Origin of the sequence: Enterobacter sp. 03-F-07-AD-ECC, assembly GCF_047530935.1 — a bacterium.
GTDB lineage: Bacteria > Pseudomonadota > Gammaproteobacteria > Enterobacterales > Enterobacteriaceae > Enterobacter > Enterobacter cloacae.
Map to the genome: position 1 here is coordinate 1 of NZ_JBLKBZ010000002.1, position 15,812 is coordinate 15,812.

Consider the following 15,812-nt stretch of genomic DNA (forward strand, 5'->3'; position numbering starts at 1 on the left):
ACATTGCATCTCTTAATAAATTTCTTTTCCCTTTATTGTCATTCTTTACGTAAATATTTATATATGTTGAATTAAATAACACATTCGATATATCAATAAAGAACATTGGTAACATCATGGCAATTATGAATGCATCTACAAGGGCACCAGCCCCCCAAAAATAACCAATGCCAAACTCTCTTGCAGATGCAAAAACTTTACTCAAAAGGGAGAGAATCAGATATATAATAAAGTTCATGAAGGTTTTGTCACCTTTAACAGCATTGGAACCACGCTACCGCCCCTGGCTTGACAGCTACCAGTGCACTGGGCAAAGTTATAATGTTCGGTTATCTAAGATGTAACCAGCAAGGAACAGCTATTAATTGTCTTCCTAAACGGCTCAGGAAACAAGCACAAATCGTTACAAATCAGTCCACTTTTGAATCAGATAACTCCATGTTATCGCAAGAATTAATAAAAAAAACGGCAGTTACCATTTTGGTTATGTTGAACATAACCAATTGATAACTGCCGCTTATTCAAACAGACAGAGACAAATCAGTCTTCAGCCAGCAACTTCTCAATCCGGCTTCTGAACTTCGCCCCTTCCTTCAGGTTACGCAGTCCATAATTCACAAACGCCTGCATGTAGCCCAGCTTCTTACCGCAGTCATAGCTCTCACCGGTCATCAGCATCGCGTCAACAGACTGCTTCTTCGCCAACTCGGCAATCGCATCGGTCAACTGGATACGGTCCCAGGCGCCTGGCTCGGTTTTTTCCAGCTCAGCCCAGATATCCGCGTTCAGGACATAACGACCAACCGCCATCAGGTCAGAATCCAGTGTCTGCGGCTGATCCGGTTTTTCGATGAACTCAACGATGCGGCTCACCTGCCCTTCTGTCTCCAGCGCTTCTTTAGTCTGGATAACAGAGTACTCGGACAGATCGCCTTTCATGCGTTTCGCCAGCACCTGGCTGCGGCCTGTTTCGTTGAAACGCGCCACCATCGCCGCCAGGTTATAGCGCAGCGGATCCGCAGAAGCAGTATCGATGATGATATCCGGCAGGACCACGATAAACGGGTTGTCGCCTACGACAGGGCGAGCACACAGGATGGAGTGGCCCAGGCCCAGCGGCTGCGCCTGACGCACGTTCATGATGGTCACGCCAGGAGGACAAATGGACTGCACTTCCGCCAGCAATTGACGTTTAACACGCTGCTCCAGCAGCGCTTCGAGTTCGTAAGAGGTGTCGAAGTGGTTTTCAACCGCATTCTTGGACGAGTGCGTAACCAGAACGATTTCTTTGATCCCTGCAGCAACAATCTCGTCGACGATGTATTGAATCATCGGCTTGTCGACGATCGGTAGCATCTCTTTAGGAATGGCTTTTGTGGCTGGCAGCATATGCATGCCCAGTCCGGCTACCGGAATGACTGCTTTCAAATTAATCATTATTTCTTCCACCTTAAAATGGTTGACGAATTATAGCTCTTAAAACTGTTTTCGCCAGTATGATTTGCCGTAATCCTGTAATGATATTACGCCTTAGCACCACAAATTACAGTAGTTGTAATCTGAATAGAATGCGATTCCGTGCCAGGAATAGTCGCAAAAAGCTCACTGACGATTATCTGTGCGGCAGCGCAAAATTCAGCCGTTCCGTATTCACCACATGCTGATCCACCCGGTCAATATCCACCGAGCTCTGCCCTTTCTCATTCACTGCTTTGATGTTTGCCAGTGACAGCAACGTCTCGTCTTTCGCCATAAACTTACCCCGCACATCCTTACGCAGGTCGAAGTTCAGCTTCAGCGCGGGTCCGATTGCTGCTTCCTGCATCACATTGATATTGCGTAAGAAAAGGTGCTGAGGTTTGTTATGCAGTTCAAGCGTCGCGCGCTGCATCTCGACGTTGGTGATGGCCACAAACGAGGTCGCATTACCGGATGAAATTTGTATGCCGCGCAGCTTATAGGCAAGCTGGCTATTATCCAGACGAATATCGTTAAGCTTGAAGTTCTGCGGAATCGACAGGTAGTCACCTTTAATCACGCCGTAACCGATTAACATGCCGGCACTATTGACCATATCGACATTATCAATAACGAAATTATCACAGCCATAAATTGCTACCGTGGCATTGTCTATTCCCGCCTTTTTACTGAAATCAGGCGTAATATTTTTGGCTTTAATATTGCGGATAATAAAGTGTTTACCGTTCTCAACGTGCACCAGCTGGCGGCAGTTGCTGCCGGTGATATTGGCAACCACAAAGTTCTTCACGGTCTGTTTTTCCGGGTAGTCGTTGTCGTAGGTACTGCCCGCAAGGCCAATACCAATCCCCCAGTTAATCTTCCCGTTGGTGCAGTTGATGTTGTCGATCACATGGTCGGAGATCAGAATATTGCGGTCATTGATGGCCACATTCCACTCGATCGCATCGCCCTGCAGGTGGCTGAATTTGCTGTTGGTGATGCGGGCGCCATCCACCTGGTTGTGAAACCCCTGGCGCAGGATGGCGTAATTGGCCTGGCTCACGCGGATGTTATCAATGACCAGATTACGCATCACGCTGGGCTTTTTGCCGCCAATGTAGATTTGCGTTACCGGGCCAAATCCGCTCATTGCCAGCCCTTTGATGACACAGTCAGAGCCACGAACGTCAAGGGTAATGTTTTCGGTACGGCCTTCGCCCTCACCGATGACTTTACTGCCCTCCTGCAGGACAAAGCGCCCCCGGCCATTGCCGGTTAACGCCCCGCGAATCAGCAGCGTTTTGCCGTCAGGAATGAAAATGCCCGTGTTGATGTTTTTGCAGGTGAGCCCTGCAGGCACAACGACGGTGTCGCCTTCGTTAAACGCCTGCTTAAAGGCGGCGATCCAGTCGTTGTTATTGTACTGATTTACAGAGACCGTCTTGCCGGTTGCCGCCCGCGCAACGCGGGACGACAGCAGCGGCATTGCCGCCAGGACGGACAGAGAAGAGACAAAGCTGCGTCGGGTAATCTTTTTCAGCATACAACCTCGGCGTTACAACGTTTGCAGCAGGCTCGCTAACTGGCGATTGATCACCTGCTGGTTAAAATCTGCCTCGACTTTTTGTCGGGCATTGTGCAGCACGGGCTCCAGCGTCTGCTGGTCGATATCGCTAAACGCGGCCAGCCGATCGGCCAGGGCCATGGCGTTATTTTCGGGGACCAGCCAGCCGGAATGGTCAGACTTGATCAGCTCCGGGATCCCGCTGTGCAGCGTCGATACCACCGGAATCCCCACCGCCATCGCCTCCATCAGCGCCACCGGTATGCCTTCCATGTCGCCATCGGCACCGGTAACGGACGGCAGCAGAAACACGTCGGCTTCATCGAGCATGGCCTTCACCTCGTGGCTCGGCTTAAAGCCCGGCATCTCCACGTGCGTTTCCAGTTCATACTGTTCAATAAGCGTGCGCAGACGACGCTCCCACGGGCCGATACCGAGAATGCGATAACGGAAATCCACCCCGCGCGCCTTTAGCTGGCGGCAGGCTTCTATCGCCACATGCAGCCCTTTTTTCTCGGTCAGTCGGGCAACGGAGATAATCTGCAGCGGTTTACCCGGCACCTTGACCGGACGGCGGGTAAAGCGCGCCAAATCCACGCCCATCCGCGAAACGGTGATTTTCTCGCCTGGGCAGCCCATCTTTTTGAGGCGTCCGGCCCACAGGTCGCTGATGGGCAGCATCATGTCGCCGCGCTGGAACAGCTGCTGATACTCCGGCGTGTAGTGGTTCAGCACTTCACGGCTGGAGATATCAATGCCGTGGAAGATCGTGGCGATCTTCCCGTCAATCACCCCCAGCTCGCGCAGTTTGGCTGCGGTCACCCCTGCCGGGCCAAAGTGGGCGATAAAGACATCAGCGCGGTACGGCTGCGCCGTTTGCCCACAGATGGCCGACAGGATCAGATTGCGCGACTCCGCGCCATAGCGGGAGATGTTCAGCGCTCGCCAGGTCGACGCGCGATGGAGCCCGCGTAAGGTCTGGCTGGCACGGTAGCGCAGCTTGTTCACTTTTCCGGATGGCTCATCCTGCAGCCAGCGGGTTTTCGCCTCCAGCCCATACTGGGTATACGCCGCATGGGTGTTTTGCGTATCGCCCTTTTGCAGGGCGATAATTTCCACGTCATATCCCATATCGATAAACGCGGTGATTTGATTGAGTACAAAGGTTTCAGACGACAGTGGAAATTTCAGTAAGAAGAAACCAACCTTCATTTCCCCTCCCGCACGCGGTCAAGCACCGACTTCACCATCCCCATTCCCTTTTCGCGCTCGGCTTTCACCGCCACGGTCAGGCGCTCATTCACGGCGGGCAGTTGCCCAAGGGTGTCGCCCACCATTGCGCCGAGCGAGCCATCCAGCAGATGACGGATATCCACGGCCATTTCCGGCATCCCCAGCTGCTGCATAATTCCGGCAGATTTGTGCTCATAGTTGATGGCAATGGCCGGCGTGCCAAAGTTCATCGAGATGATGGCAGAGTGCAGACGGGTACCCACGGTCAGGTCACAGGCTGAGAGCAGTTTGCCCATCTCCAGATCGTTCAGTTCGTCCATCACCACGTGATACCGGGACGGATCGTTCACCAGATGGCGCAGGTTCAGCGCCACCATGCGATCATCCTTGTTGTAACTATCGATACCGGTACAGGTGGAGAGCGCCAGCACCTGATAACCGCTGTCCAGCACGCGGTTAACGACCTCGGCAAAGGCCTTCTCGTAGGCGGCCTGAGTGGTGCCTAAACGCTTATCAAAAGGTGCCAGCTCGCGCAGGGTAATAGCGACGGTTTTCTGTTTCGCCGCCACGTCCAGCCAGTGCTGCACCGCGTAGCTCGGCTGGAAGCTGTCGTCCTGGTGATCCACCAGCCACGCGGTATCCACCCCGTGCTCGACTTTCGAGGTATCGATCTCGCTGCGCTTCATCATGTCGAGGCTGACTGACTCACGTAAAATCAGGGCATCGCAGTGGCCAAACACATAGTTTGCCAGCTGGTTGAACTGAGGTTCCTGGAATGGCCCGACACTGTGACCAATCATAAACAGCGGCTTCTTCGCCATAAAGGTACAGAGGGCATGCTCAAACTGCGGCACGCCGTAGAGATCGACGAAGAACGAACCGCCCACCTGAATGATGGCGTCATAGCCTGAAAGCAGACGCACGAAATCGGTAAAGCCCTGCGCAATGGCGATGTTGCGCAGCTTGCCGGTGTCGGTTACGCGAGAAAGCAGCACCTGATGCTGGTAGCGGCGACGCAACACTTTCTTCACGCGGCCCATCACGCCCGCAGCGTTATTGTGCTGTTTCATCTGGCTGTAGAGCGGGTCGCCCATCACCGGGCGGTTCAGTAACCAGGATGAGCTGACCGGGTAACGGCTCATCACGTCCACTTCTGTCTCAGGCTTAAGGGTGTTAATTGCATCCAGTAAACCGCGCAGGATGGCGCTGTCGCCACGGTTGCCGCAGGTATGGTTGCCAAGAATTAATAATTTCATAATGGCCTCTTAAATAACTAGCCTGCGCGAAGCAGCGTTTTCATTTTTTCGTTACGGCAAAACTGGCGCTTCATCTCCACCACCAGCGCATTGCGTGACAGCACAATCATCACCCCAAACGCCAGTGCGCCCGCAGCAACCTGCACTGCCAGCAGCGCGGCCAGCGGCAAATGGCCCTTCAGGAGCACGCCCAGACCGTAGCTCACCACCAGGGTCGGCAAGGAGAGATAAAACGGCAGCCACAGGCTCAGGATGTACTGACGGTAGCTGGAGCCCAGCACTGGCTTGATCATGATGAAGTAGCTCAGCACGGTGTTGATGATTTGCACCAGCAGAAAGCCCAGCGTGACGCCAATGGCGCCCGCCATGTGTCCGCCGACGATAATTGCCGGAATAAACAGGAAGGTTTTAAATACGTTGAATTTAAAGCTGATATCCACGCGCGCTTTCGCCATCAGCAGGGAGCCAATCGGGTTACCCACGGAGCGCAGCAGCCCCACCACGCAGAGCAACTGCAGGATCGGGATGATGCTGTTCCACTTCTCGCCAAATACCAGCGGCACAAAGTTGCTCGACACCACCATCAGACCCAGCAGTACCGGGAAGTTAATAATGCCGACCACGGAGAGCAGCTTGTAGAAGTTGACGCGCAGCTTTTCAGTGTCGTCCTGAATTTTGGCGAACGCCGGGAACAACACGCGGGTGATAATCGGGTTGAGCTTCATCGGCGGGACGACCGCAACGTTGTAGGCCAGGTTATAACCCCCCGCGACGCTCGCCCCCAGAATGCGCGCCAGCACCAGCGTGGAAAGGTTGGTATTGACGTAGTTGATGATGCTGTCGGCCGTCAGCCAGGCGCCAAAGCGCAGGTTCGAGGAGACGGACGCGAGGGAGAAATGCAGCCCCGGGCGATAGATTTTGCGGCCAAAGTAGCCGAACAGCAGCGTACGCACGGTAGAGTTCACCAGATACCCCAGAATGGCGGTCATGGCCAGCGGCCAGAAATGGGCGCTCACCACCGTGAAGGTAAAGCCCGCCAGCACGGCGCTGGTTTCAATCATGCCGATCTTGTTGAACTCCAGCTCTTTTTGCATCAGCGCGCGGAACTGCTGCCCGTGCGGGATCACCACAAAGGCAAACGACAGCGTGCGCATCAGCGGTGCCAGATCCGGGTTGTGCAGCACGCTGGCGATCACATCGCTCAGCAGGAACACCAGCACAAAAACAAACATCCCCAGCCCCACGTTCAGCCAGTAGAGCGTGGTCAGCTCCAGCTGGCTAATCTCTTTGCGCTGGATAATCGAGTTGGCGATACCGAAGTCAGACAGCGTGTCGGCCAGCGCGATAATCACCAGCGAGACGGTCAGCAGACCGAACTGATGATTATCGATAATGCGCGCCAGCACGGTCATCTGCACCAGCCCCAGGCCAATGATGACGATAGTCGCCATCGCTGACCACTTGGCGCCGCTGATGGTTTTTTCACGTAAGCTCATCTTAGTACGCCGCTTTGTTCACGAAACCTTTGAAGATGGTCAGAAAAACAATTTTGATATCGAACCAGAGGCTCCACTCACGGATGTACTCAAGGTCGAATTCAATACGTTTTTCCATTTTTTCCAGCGTGTCGGTTTCACCGCGCCAGCCGTTGATTTGCGCCCAGCCGGTAATGCCTGGTTTCACTTTATGGCGCAGCATGTAGCCTTCAATCAGCGAGCGGTACTGCTCGTTATGGGCAACCGCGTGCGGACGTGGCCCGACAATCGACATACCGCCAGTAAAGACGTTGATAAACTGCGGCAGCTCGTCCAGCGAGGTGCGGCGCAGGAAATTCCCCACCCGGGTCACGCGCGGATCGTTCTGCGTAGCCTGCGTCACCACTTTGTCGTTCTCCATCACCTTCATGGAGCGGAATTTCCACACCATGATCGGCTTACCGTCCATGCCGTAGCGCGTCTGACGGAAGATGACCGGGCCGGGAGAGCTCAGTTTCACCGCCAGGGCAATGCAGCACAGCACCGGAGAGATCAGCAGAAGGATCAGCGAAGAGAGCACAATGTCTTCCAGGCGTTTGAGAACACGGTTGATACCTGACAGCGGCGTGTCGTACAGCGGCACTACCGGTACACCGTTCACCTCTTCGATACGGGAATGGAGAATGTTGAAGGTAAAGACGTCCGGAATGAGGATCACGGAACAGGTGGTGTCCGCCAGGTCGCGCATCAGTTTCTTAATGCGGGACTCCTCTTTCATCTGCATGGCAATGTAGACGTTGTGAATTTTGCCCGCTTTCGCATCGTCAATAAGCTGGTCGTAGTTGCCCGCCCAGTCCGACGGCACGCCACCCGGTTTCGCGTCGTGGTAGATCCCAACCACTTCAAAACCTAACCACGGCTCTTTGCGGAAGCTATCAAGCAGCACCTGGCCCACCGGCAGATCGCCGGCAACGGCGACATAGCGGCGGTTGTAACCACGGTTACGCAACCAGCCCGCGCCAAAGCGGATCAGGGAGCGGCAAACCACCATGCCGACGCTGGTTAACAGATACCAGCAAAGATACGTCACCAGACGATTATCAAAATCATGGCTGAACGCCACCAGGCCCGCGCTGAAGATCAGGCTTAAGGTCCAGTTCTGCAGCAACAGCATCAGTTCGGTGGTCATCTTGACGCCACGCCACGAACGATAGAAATCCGTCATCCCGCCGATCATCTGAAACACGACCAGCGCAATCAGTGCCATCAGCAGGTGCATGTATAAGAACGATTGCCCGCTGATCCAACACACCGCCCACAATCCGCCGACCATGATGGTGATATCAGAAAAACGCTGCACCATAGAGATTAACGATGCATTCGTTCTCGCTCGTTCGCGCTTTTTTAGATTCGTCATCGTTGTTCCTTTAGTTCAAAACCTTACCCCTCACCCTAACCCTCTCCCCACAGGGGAGAGGGAACTTGAACACCCTCTCCCCTGTGGGGAGAGGGCTGGGGTGAGGGGCAATGATTACTGATTCAACAGCGCCAGAATGTCCTTCGTTCGGGCTTCCATCAGCGCGGTGTCGGCGCGGGATTCCACGTTCAGGCGCACCACCGGCTCGGTATTGGACGAGCGCAGGTTAAAGCGCCACTGCGGGAACGCCATGCTGATACCGTCGGTACGGTCAATTTCCAGCGCGTGAATTGCAAAGTGCTGCTCCACGCGGGCAATGGCCTCAGCCGGCTGTGCCAGTTTGCTGTTGATCTCTCCACTTGCCGGGAAGGCCGCCATACGGTCGCGCACCAGCTCGCCCAGGGTCTGACCTTTCAGGCACAGCAACTCGGTCACCAGCAGCCACGGGATCATCCCGCTGTCGCAGTAGGCAAAATCGCGGAAGTAGTGATGGGCGCTCATCTCGCCGCCGTAGATGGCGTCTTCTTCGCGCATACGCTCTTTAATAAACGCGTGACCGGTTTTGGACATCACCGGCGTGCCGCCTGCGGCAGACACCACGTCAACGGTGTTCCAGGAGAGGCGCGGGTCATGAATGATCTTCGCCCCCGGATTTTTCTCGAGGAACGCTTCCGCCAGCAGGCCGACAATGTAATAGCCCTCGATGAACTGCCCTTTCTCGTCGAACAGGAAGCAGCGGTCGAAATCGCCGTCAAAGGCGATGCCCATATCCGCACCGTGTTCAATCACCGCATTGCGGGTATCGTCGCGGCACTCTGGCAGCAGCGGGTTTGGGATACCGTTCGGGAAGTTGCCATCCGGGGTGTTGTGTACCTTGACGAAGGTCACCGGCACGTTCAGCGCCTTAAAGCGGGCTTCCAGGGCATCCACCACCGGGCCCGCCGCGCCGTTGCCGGAGTTGATGACCAGCTTCAGCGGCTTAAGGTTCGCCACGTTGATGTAACCCAGCAGGTGGTCGATGTACTCTTTACGCAGATCGATCTGCTTGTAGCTGCCGCGTGCAGACTCGTTCACCGGCGGGAAGTCGTTGGCTTCCGCCAGACGCTGCACGTCGCGCAGGCCGGTATCACCGCTGATAGGGCGCGCACCCTTGCGCACCAGCTTCATGCCGTTGTAATCCATCGGATTATGGCTGGCCGTGACTTCAATCCCGCCGTCCACGCCCAGGTGGAAGGTGGCAAAATAGATCTCTTCGGTACCGGAAAGGCCGATATCCAGCACGTCCACGCCCGCGTCCTGCAGCCCTTTCGCCAGCGCCAGCTTCAGGGATTCGCTGGTCAGACGCACGTCGCCACCCAGTACGATAGTTTTCGGTTTCAGGTATTCGCCGTACGCGCGGCCGATGCGCCACGCAATGTCTTCATTCAGCTCTTCACCCAGCTTGCCGCGAATATCGTAGGCTTTAAAACAGGTTAACTTTTCCATCATGACCCCTTTTTCAGGCAACAGTTGGCCCGCCCAATTAACAGGCAAAATATTTTTTATTCATTCGTAGGCCCGGTAAGCACAGCGCCACCGGGCATGATGCGAAGCGGTTACACCCGACCGTAGCGGTCCTGGAAACGGACAATATCGTCCTCTTCCAGATACGCGCCGGAGCGCACTTCAATTAAATCGAGAGGTATCTTCCCTGGGTTTTCCAGACAGTGTGTCGCCCCCAGCGGAATATAAATTGACTCGTTTTCACCGAGCAGTTTCACTTCACCGTCGATGGTCACTTTGGCGGTACCCGCCACCACCACCCAGTGCTCGGCACGATGGTGATGCATCTGTACCGACAGGCCTTCGCCCGGCTTCACGGTAATGCGCTTCACCTGGTAACGTTCGCCCGCATCGATGGAGTCGTATTTGCCCCACGGCCGGTACACTTCGCGGTGAATATGGTGCTCGTGGCGACCATCGGCTTTGATCTTCTCCACCACCTTTTTAACGTCCTGCACGGCGTTACGGTCGGCAATCAGCACGGCGTCTTTGGTCTGGACGACCACCAGATCCTTCACCCCCACCGTGGTCACGAGGCCGGATTCGGCGTAGACGTAGCTGTTCTCGGTTTTGTGGCTAATCACATCACCGTGATGGACGTTACCCTCCGGGGTATGCGCGCTGATCTCCCACAGGGAGGACCAGGAGCCAACATCGCTCCAGCCTGCATCCATCGGCACCACCACCGCATCCGCCGTGCGCTCCATCACCGCATAGTCAATGGACTCTTCCGGGCAGGCGAGGAAAGCGGCTTCGTCGACGCGAATAAAGTCGAGATCCGGATCCACCACGTTCATGGCTTTTTCGCAGGCGCTCAGGATATCCGGACGATACTTTTGCAGTTCTTCAAGATAGCGGCCAGCGCGGAACAGGAACATACCGCTGTTCCAGTAGTATTCACCGCTGGCAACGTAGGCCTGCGCGGTTTCCAGATTCGGTTTCTCAACGAACTGCGCCACGTCAAACGCCACGCTGTCGCCTTCGCCCGGCGTCACGCTGCCGCGGCGGATATAGCCATAGCCGGTTTCTGGCAGATCCGGCACGATGCCGAAGGTCACCAGCTTGCCGCTTTCTGCGTAAGGAATGGCCGCCCGCACTGCGTCGCGGAACGCCTCTTCCTGCTGAATGACGTGATCTGCCGCCAGTACCAGCATCAGCGGATCGCAATCCGGGCTGCTGCGTTTTGCCGCCAGCGCTGCCAGGGCAATGGCTGGGGCGGTATTTCGTCCGGCAGGCTCCAGAATGATATTTTCTGTGAGTTTGTTCAGCTGGCGCAGCTGCTCGGCAACAATAAAGCGGTGCTGTTCGTTACAAATCACCACCGGGCTTTCACACTCCACACCCTGCAGACGGTTAACCGTCGTTTGCAGCATGGTGAGATCCCCTTTCAGGCAGAGGAACTGTTTTGGATAGAGCACGCGGGACAGCGGCCACAACCGGCTACCAGAGCCACCTGCCATCACAACCGGATACAACGTGGTTTGACTCATGATTTATCCCCGTATATCTGCAATAAATTGGCTCAGCACGTTCTCTTTCTCGAGCGTGCGTTCGGCATATTCACGTGCCATCGTGTTCACTTTTGGCATGGCGAGTGCCTGTTCAATTCCGGTCACCAGCGCCGGAACCGATTCCGGCTCCACGCAAACGGCGATCCCCGGATAGCTGTCACACAGCTGGCCTAATTCGGTTTCGGCCTCTGCCGTGATCACGGCGTTCCCGCCCACGGCCAGAATGTTGGTCAGCTTGGACGGCAGCACCGCATCCGCCGCGCCGCGCTTTTGCACCACCAGATGGCAGTCACCCATCTTCAGCAGCGCAGGCAGCGCCTCGTAAGACTGAAGCGGGAAGAATTTCACGTTAGTCAGGCCGCGTTCACTGGCCATCTTCTCCAGACGCGCTTTTCCGCCGCCCTGACCAACAATCACAAACATCCACGGATGTTCGCTAAGCTGTTGAGCCGCCTCGATAACGTTCTCCAGCCCCTGCTTTTCGCCGATATTGCCTGAATAAAGAATGATTTTTTGGTCATCAGGCAAACCGAGCTCTGCGCGAAGCGCCTGCGCGTCGTGTTCTGTTACGTCACGGAAACGGGCCACTTCGGACCAGTTCGGGAAAAAGATCACCTTTTCCGGCGCGACGCCCTTCTCCTGCGCTTTGTTCATCATCGAGCGCGAGATGGTGGAGACATAATCCACGTTATGCAGACCGCTGCGCTCAAAAGCGCTGGCGAGTTTCGCCACTTTGCCGCCCTTGCCTTTACCTGCCATCCCCAGGCCCAGCATGGCGTCGACTTCATAATCCTGAATGTGCAGCAACGTGCGCGCTCCGGATAGCTTGCCCAGCAGCCGCATGCCCGGCGTGCAGAACAGCGTCGGTACCACGCCGATGATGCGATCCGGCTTCCAGCGACGCTGCGCCATCAGCGGGAAGAAACTGCTCAGGGCAAAGCTGCCCAGATGAATTAAACGTTTCAGCGTCGAGGGCTGTTTCGGCACGTACAGCGGGCAACGCCAGACGGTCGCAGCGCCCTCTTCGCGGCGATAGCGCCAGCTGGAGTAGCGCTCGCCCACTTTCCATTCCGGGTAGTACGGCGGCGCGGTAATGACCCGCACGTCATGTCCCTGGCTCGCCATCCACTCGACCATCTCGCCGGTGTATTTCCCGATACCGGTCAATTCCGGCGAGTAGTTGATTCCATATACGAGGATCTTCATAGTCCCGGCACCTCAGACTGACGATCGGCCAGGAAATAGGCACGACTGTTGTCATGCACATTGTCGCTGGCCAGCAGCGCCTCTGGCGTCTGCCAGCGGTAGTCGTCGTGCTGAGAATCAGGCAGACGCAGGTCTGCCTCACTCACCTTCAGGCGGAACCCCAGCACGATGTAGTGCGTGGTGAAGCCGATGCCTGAAAAGTTATCGTCATAGAAGTGCTGCCAGACCCCGTAAAACTGGCCTGCTGCCATCGGCAGTTGCAGGCCCAGTTCCGCCAGAGTGAGACGCTCAAACGCGTTGGCCAGCGTCTCATCCTTCTGCACGCGCCCGCCGGGCACGAACCAGAAGCCCTGAGCAGGACGATTGGTTCGTTTCCCCAGCAAGAACTCGCCGCGTTCGTTCTCCACGATCAAATCAATTGAGATGAGCGGAGTGGAGCGCACTACCGTGGCAAAATCTTCCTGACTTAAAAACATTGTTACCCCCGGAAGCGGTGCTGGTTTTCCAGGAACCACTGGTAGGTACTTGCCAGCCCTTGTTCCAGCGACACCTCGTGATACCATCCCAGCTGATGCAGACGGGTGACGTCCAGCAGTTTGCGCGGCGTGCCGTCCGGTTTGGTGGCGTCAAACACCACGCGGCCCTTGTAGCCCACCACCTGGGCGATGGTCTGCGCCAGTTCGCGAATGGTGCAATCCACGCCAGTGCCAACGTTGATATGCGACAGCATCGGCTCGGTGTTCTCCTGCCACACCTCGCGATCCAGCTCCATCACGTGAATGCTGGCCGCGGCCATGTCATCCACGTGCAGGAATTCGCGCATCGGCGTGCCGCTGCCCCACACCACCACATCCGGTGCGTTCTCGGCGGTCGCCTCGTGGAAACGACGCAGCAGCGCCGGGATCACGTGCGAGTTGCTCGGGTGGAAGTTATCGTGCGGCCCGTACAGGTTGGTCGGCATCACCGAGCGATAGTCACGGTTGTACTGACGGTTGTAGGACTCGCACAGCTTGATCCCGGCAATTTTGGCAATGGCGTACGGCTCGTTGGTTGCTTCCAGCGTCCCCTGCAGCAGTTCGCTCTCGGCGATCGGCTGTTTCGCCATTTTCGGGTAGATACAGGATGAGCCGAGGAACAACAGCTTGTTCACGTTGTGCAGATGTGCCGCGTGAATGATGTTGCTCTCAATCATCATGTTCTCGTAGATGAAATCTGCCGGGTAAGTGTTGTTAGCGACAATGCCGCCCACTTTTGCCGCCGCCAGATACACCTGATCGATACGTTCATTGGCAAAGAAGTCCTGTACCGCACGGCTATCGAGCAGATTCAGCTCGTCGCGGGTACGGACAACCACTTCCACGTCACCGCGCTGCTCCAGCTGGCGAACAATCGCGGAACCCACCATTCCGCGATGACCGGCGACAAAAATACGTTGTTTTGTCATTCTCAGGACTCCAGCGCGATGGCAACCTCGTAGCCATGAGATTTGAGCAGGGAGTGTTTTTTCGCTGCTTCAAGATCTTTGGCTACCATCTCAGAGACCATCTCCTGCAGCGTGGTTTCTGGTTTCCAGCCCAGTTTCTCGTGCGCTTTGGTTGGGTCGCCCAGCAGGGTTTCCACTTCCGCAGGACGGAAGTAACGCGGGTCAACCTGCACAATCACATCACCTGGTTTCACGCCCGGTGCGTCATGGCCGGTCACAGAGACAACAATCCCCTTCTCTTCCACGCCAGTGCCTTCGAAGCGCAGTTTGATACCCAGCTGTGCGGCAGCCATTTCCACGAATTGACGGACGGAGTACTGCACGCCGGTCGCAATCACGAAGTCTTCTGGCTGCTCCTGCTGCAGCATCATCCACTGCATCTTCACGTAGTCTTTGGCATGGCCCCAGTCACGCAGGGAGTCCATGTTGCCGAGGTGCAGGCAGGATTCCAGACCCTGAGCGATGTTGGCGATAGCGCGGGTAATTTTACGGGTCACGAAGGTTTCGCCACGACGTGGGGATTCGTGGTTAAACAGAATGCCGTTACAGGCGTACATGCCGTAAGATTCACGGTAGTTTACGGTGATCCAGTAGGCATACAGTTTGGCTACCGCGTAAGGAGAACGTGGGTAGAACGGGGTGGTTTCTTTCTGCGGGATTTCCTGCACCAGACCGTACAGTTCAGAAGTGGATGCCTGGTAGAAACGGGTTTTCTTCTCAAGGCCGAGGAAACGAATCGCTTCCAGCAGACGCAGCGTACCCATGGCGTCAACGTCAGCGGTGTATTCCGGGGATTCGAAAGAAACCGCTACGTGGCTCATCGCGCCCAGGTTGTAAACTTCATCCGGCTGTACTTCCTGCAGGATGCGGGTCAGGTTGGAGGTATCGGTCAGGTCGCCGTAGTGCAGATGGAATTTCGGGTTCGCCGCATGCGGATCCTGGTAAATATGATCCACACGTTCCGTGTTGAAAGAAGAAGCACGACGCTTAATACCGTGAACTTCATAACCTTTTTCCAGCAGTAACTCTGCCAGGTAAGAACCATCCTGCCCGGTAACGCCGGTGATGAGAGCGACTTTAGACATGTTTATATTCCTCTACTTATGAATTTAATCAGTTTCAACGCGTTCGCGTATCACCACTGCGGGGTTGCCACGGCAAATTTTATTTGCCGGTAGCGATTTAAAAACGCTGCTGCGAGCACCAACTACCGTGCCATCGCCAACAGAAACACCAGGTGCAACAAATACATCTGTTGCCAGCCAGCATTTTTCGCCAATCACAATTGGCGAAGCGGTAATATCAAAATGCTGACTCATAAAATCGTGGCTGCCGGTACACAAATAACACTTCTGTGACACCACCGCGTTTGCACCAATCGTGATATCGCCAAGGGTATATAACACGGCGTCATCCCCTACCCAGGCGTAATCGCCAAGCGTTAATTTCCAGGGGTAAGTAATTTTTACCGATGGACGAATGACTACGTTTTTTCCGATTTTTGCGCCAAACAGACGCAATAAAAAGGCACGCCAGCGATACAGTATTTGCGGTGACCAGGCAAATAAGGTGGCCTGAACGGCCCACCATAACTGCACTTTAATTCCGTTCCCGCCCCGAAAACCTTTCGGCACGGTGAACCCGTTAAGATCCTGCATTACATT

13 protein-coding genes and 1 pseudogene are annotated in these 15,812 nt (G+C 55.5%); all 14 read right to left on the reverse strand.

Annotated elements, in window-relative coordinates; genetic code table 11:
* Nucleotides 1–238: pseudogene (locus ACMWKA_RS02935) on the reverse strand (hypothetical protein); the annotation flags it as partial.
* 302 nt (nt 239–540) lie between these two features.
* Entirely contained in the window at nt 541–1,437 is an 897-nt protein-coding gene (gene galF, locus ACMWKA_RS02940; protein WP_151347966.1) for a GalU regulator GalF, read from the reverse strand.
* Between the two features lie 175 nt (nt 1,438–1,612).
* Complete coding sequence (gene wcaM / locus ACMWKA_RS02945; protein WP_061771939.1) at nt 1,613–3,004, reverse strand: colanic acid biosynthesis protein WcaM; 1,392 nt, start codon at nt 3,002–3,004, stop codon at nt 1,613–1,615.
* 12 nt (nt 3,005–3,016) lie between these two features.
* Nucleotides 3,017–4,237 (reverse strand): colanic acid biosynthesis glycosyltransferase WcaL, encoded by a 1,221-nt coding sequence (wcaL, locus tag ACMWKA_RS02950; protein ID WP_094084002.1) that lies wholly within the window; start codon nt 4,235–4,237, stop codon nt 3,017–3,019.
* The gene (wcaK, locus tag ACMWKA_RS02955) at nt 4,234–5,514 is read right to left on the reverse strand and encodes a colanic acid biosynthesis pyruvyl transferase WcaK (protein ID WP_058683803.1); all 1,281 of its coding nucleotides are present in this window, start codon (nt 5,512–5,514) and stop codon (nt 4,234–4,236) included. The genes wcaL and wcaK overlap by 4 nt, the downstream gene beginning before the upstream one ends.
* Before the next feature lie 17 nt (nt 5,515–5,531).
* Entirely contained in the window at nt 5,532–7,010 is a 1,479-nt protein-coding gene (gene wzxC / locus ACMWKA_RS02960) for a colanic acid undecaprenyl disphosphate flippase WzxC (protein WP_045294482.1), read from the reverse strand.
* A 1-nt stretch (nt 7,011) separates the two neighbouring features.
* Complete coding sequence (wcaJ, locus tag ACMWKA_RS02965; protein ID WP_014832616.1) at nt 7,012–8,406, reverse strand: undecaprenyl-phosphate glucose phosphotransferase; 1,395 nt, start codon at nt 8,404–8,406, stop codon at nt 7,012–7,014.
* Between the two features lie 114 nt (nt 8,407–8,520).
* Nucleotides 8,521–9,891 (reverse strand): colanic acid biosynthesis phosphomannomutase CpsG, encoded by a 1,371-nt coding sequence (gene cpsG / locus ACMWKA_RS02970; RefSeq protein WP_013097871.1) that lies wholly within the window; start codon nt 9,889–9,891, stop codon nt 8,521–8,523.
* Between the two features lie 110 nt (nt 9,892–10,001).
* Nucleotides 10,002–11,438, reverse strand: coding sequence for a mannose-1-phosphate guanyltransferase (cpsB, locus tag ACMWKA_RS02975; protein ID WP_000084309.1), 1,437 nt, complete (start codon nt 11,436–11,438; stop codon nt 10,002–10,004).
* A 3-nt stretch (nt 11,439–11,441) separates the two neighbouring features.
* Nucleotides 11,442–12,665, reverse strand: a complete 1,224-nt coding sequence (wcaI, locus tag ACMWKA_RS02980) for a colanic acid biosynthesis fucosyltransferase WcaI (protein WP_259387398.1) — start codon at nt 12,663–12,665, stop codon at nt 11,442–11,444.
* Nucleotides 12,662–13,141: a GDP-mannose mannosyl hydrolase gene (locus ACMWKA_RS02985; protein ID WP_057072529.1), complete on the reverse strand. Its 480-nt coding sequence runs from the start codon at nt 13,139–13,141 to the stop codon at nt 12,662–12,664. Before ACMWKA_RS02985 ends, wcaI begins: the two co-directional genes overlap by 4 nt.
* A gap of 2 nt (nt 13,142–13,143) precedes the next feature.
* Nucleotides 13,144–14,109, reverse strand: a complete 966-nt coding sequence (gene fcl, locus ACMWKA_RS02990) for a GDP-L-fucose synthase (RefSeq protein WP_013097874.1) — start codon at nt 14,107–14,109, stop codon at nt 13,144–13,146.
* A 2-nt stretch (nt 14,110–14,111) separates the two neighbouring features.
* A complete protein-coding gene (gene gmd, locus ACMWKA_RS02995) occupies nt 14,112–15,233 on the reverse strand; it encodes a GDP-mannose 4,6-dehydratase (RefSeq protein ID WP_003863514.1) in 1,122 nt (373 codons plus the stop codon).
* 24 nt (nt 15,234–15,257) lie between these two features.
* Entirely contained in the window at nt 15,258–15,806 is a 549-nt protein-coding gene (gene wcaF, locus ACMWKA_RS03000; protein ID WP_013097875.1) for a colanic acid biosynthesis acetyltransferase WcaF, read from the reverse strand.
* Nucleotides 15,807–15,812: the final 6 nt, after the last annotated feature.

Excerpts from the sequence above, each read along its gene's own strand:
- wcaK (WP_058683803.1), bottom strand. The coding sequence starts at position 5,514 with ATGAAATTATTAATTCTTGGCAACCATACCTGCGGCAACCGTGGCGAC.
- wzxC (WP_045294482.1), bottom strand. The coding sequence starts at position 7,010 with ATGAGCTTACGTGAAAAAACCATCAGCGGCGCCAAGTGGTCAGCGATG.
- gmd (WP_003863514.1), bottom strand. The coding sequence starts at position 15,233 with ATGTCTAAAGTCGCTCTCATCACCGGCGTTACCGGGCAGGATGGTTCT.
- galF (WP_151347966.1), bottom strand. The coding sequence starts at position 1,437 with ATGATTAATTTGAAAGCAGTCATTCCGGTAGCCGGACTGGGCATGCAT.
- wcaL (WP_094084002.1), bottom strand. The coding sequence starts at position 4,237 with ATGAAGGTTGGTTTCTTCTTACTGAAATTTCCACTGTCGTCTGAAACC.
- wcaF (WP_013097875.1), bottom strand. The coding sequence starts at position 15,806 with ATGCAGGATCTTAACGGGTTCACCGTGCCGAAAGGTTTTCGGGGCGGG.
- ACMWKA_RS02985 (WP_057072529.1), bottom strand. The coding sequence starts at position 13,141 with ATGTTTTTAAGTCAGGAAGATTTTGCCACGGTAGTGCGCTCCACTCCG.
- cpsB (WP_000084309.1), bottom strand. The coding sequence starts at position 11,438 with ATGAGTCAAACCACGTTGTATCCGGTTGTGATGGCAGGTGGCTCTGGT.
- fcl (WP_013097874.1), bottom strand. The coding sequence starts at position 14,109 with ATGACAAAACAACGTATTTTTGTCGCCGGTCATCGCGGAATGGTGGGT.
- wcaJ (WP_014832616.1), bottom strand. The coding sequence starts at position 8,406 with ATGACGAATCTAAAAAAGCGCGAACGAGCGAGAACGAATGCATCGTTA.
- wcaM (WP_061771939.1), bottom strand. The coding sequence starts at position 3,004 with ATGCTGAAAAAGATTACCCGACGCAGCTTTGTCTCTTCTCTGTCCGTC.
- cpsG (WP_013097871.1), bottom strand. The coding sequence starts at position 9,891 with ATGGAAAAGTTAACCTGTTTTAAAGCCTACGATATTCGCGGCAAGCTG.
- wcaI (WP_259387398.1), bottom strand. The coding sequence starts at position 12,665 with ATGAAGATCCTCGTATATGGAATCAACTACTCGCCGGAATTGACCGGT.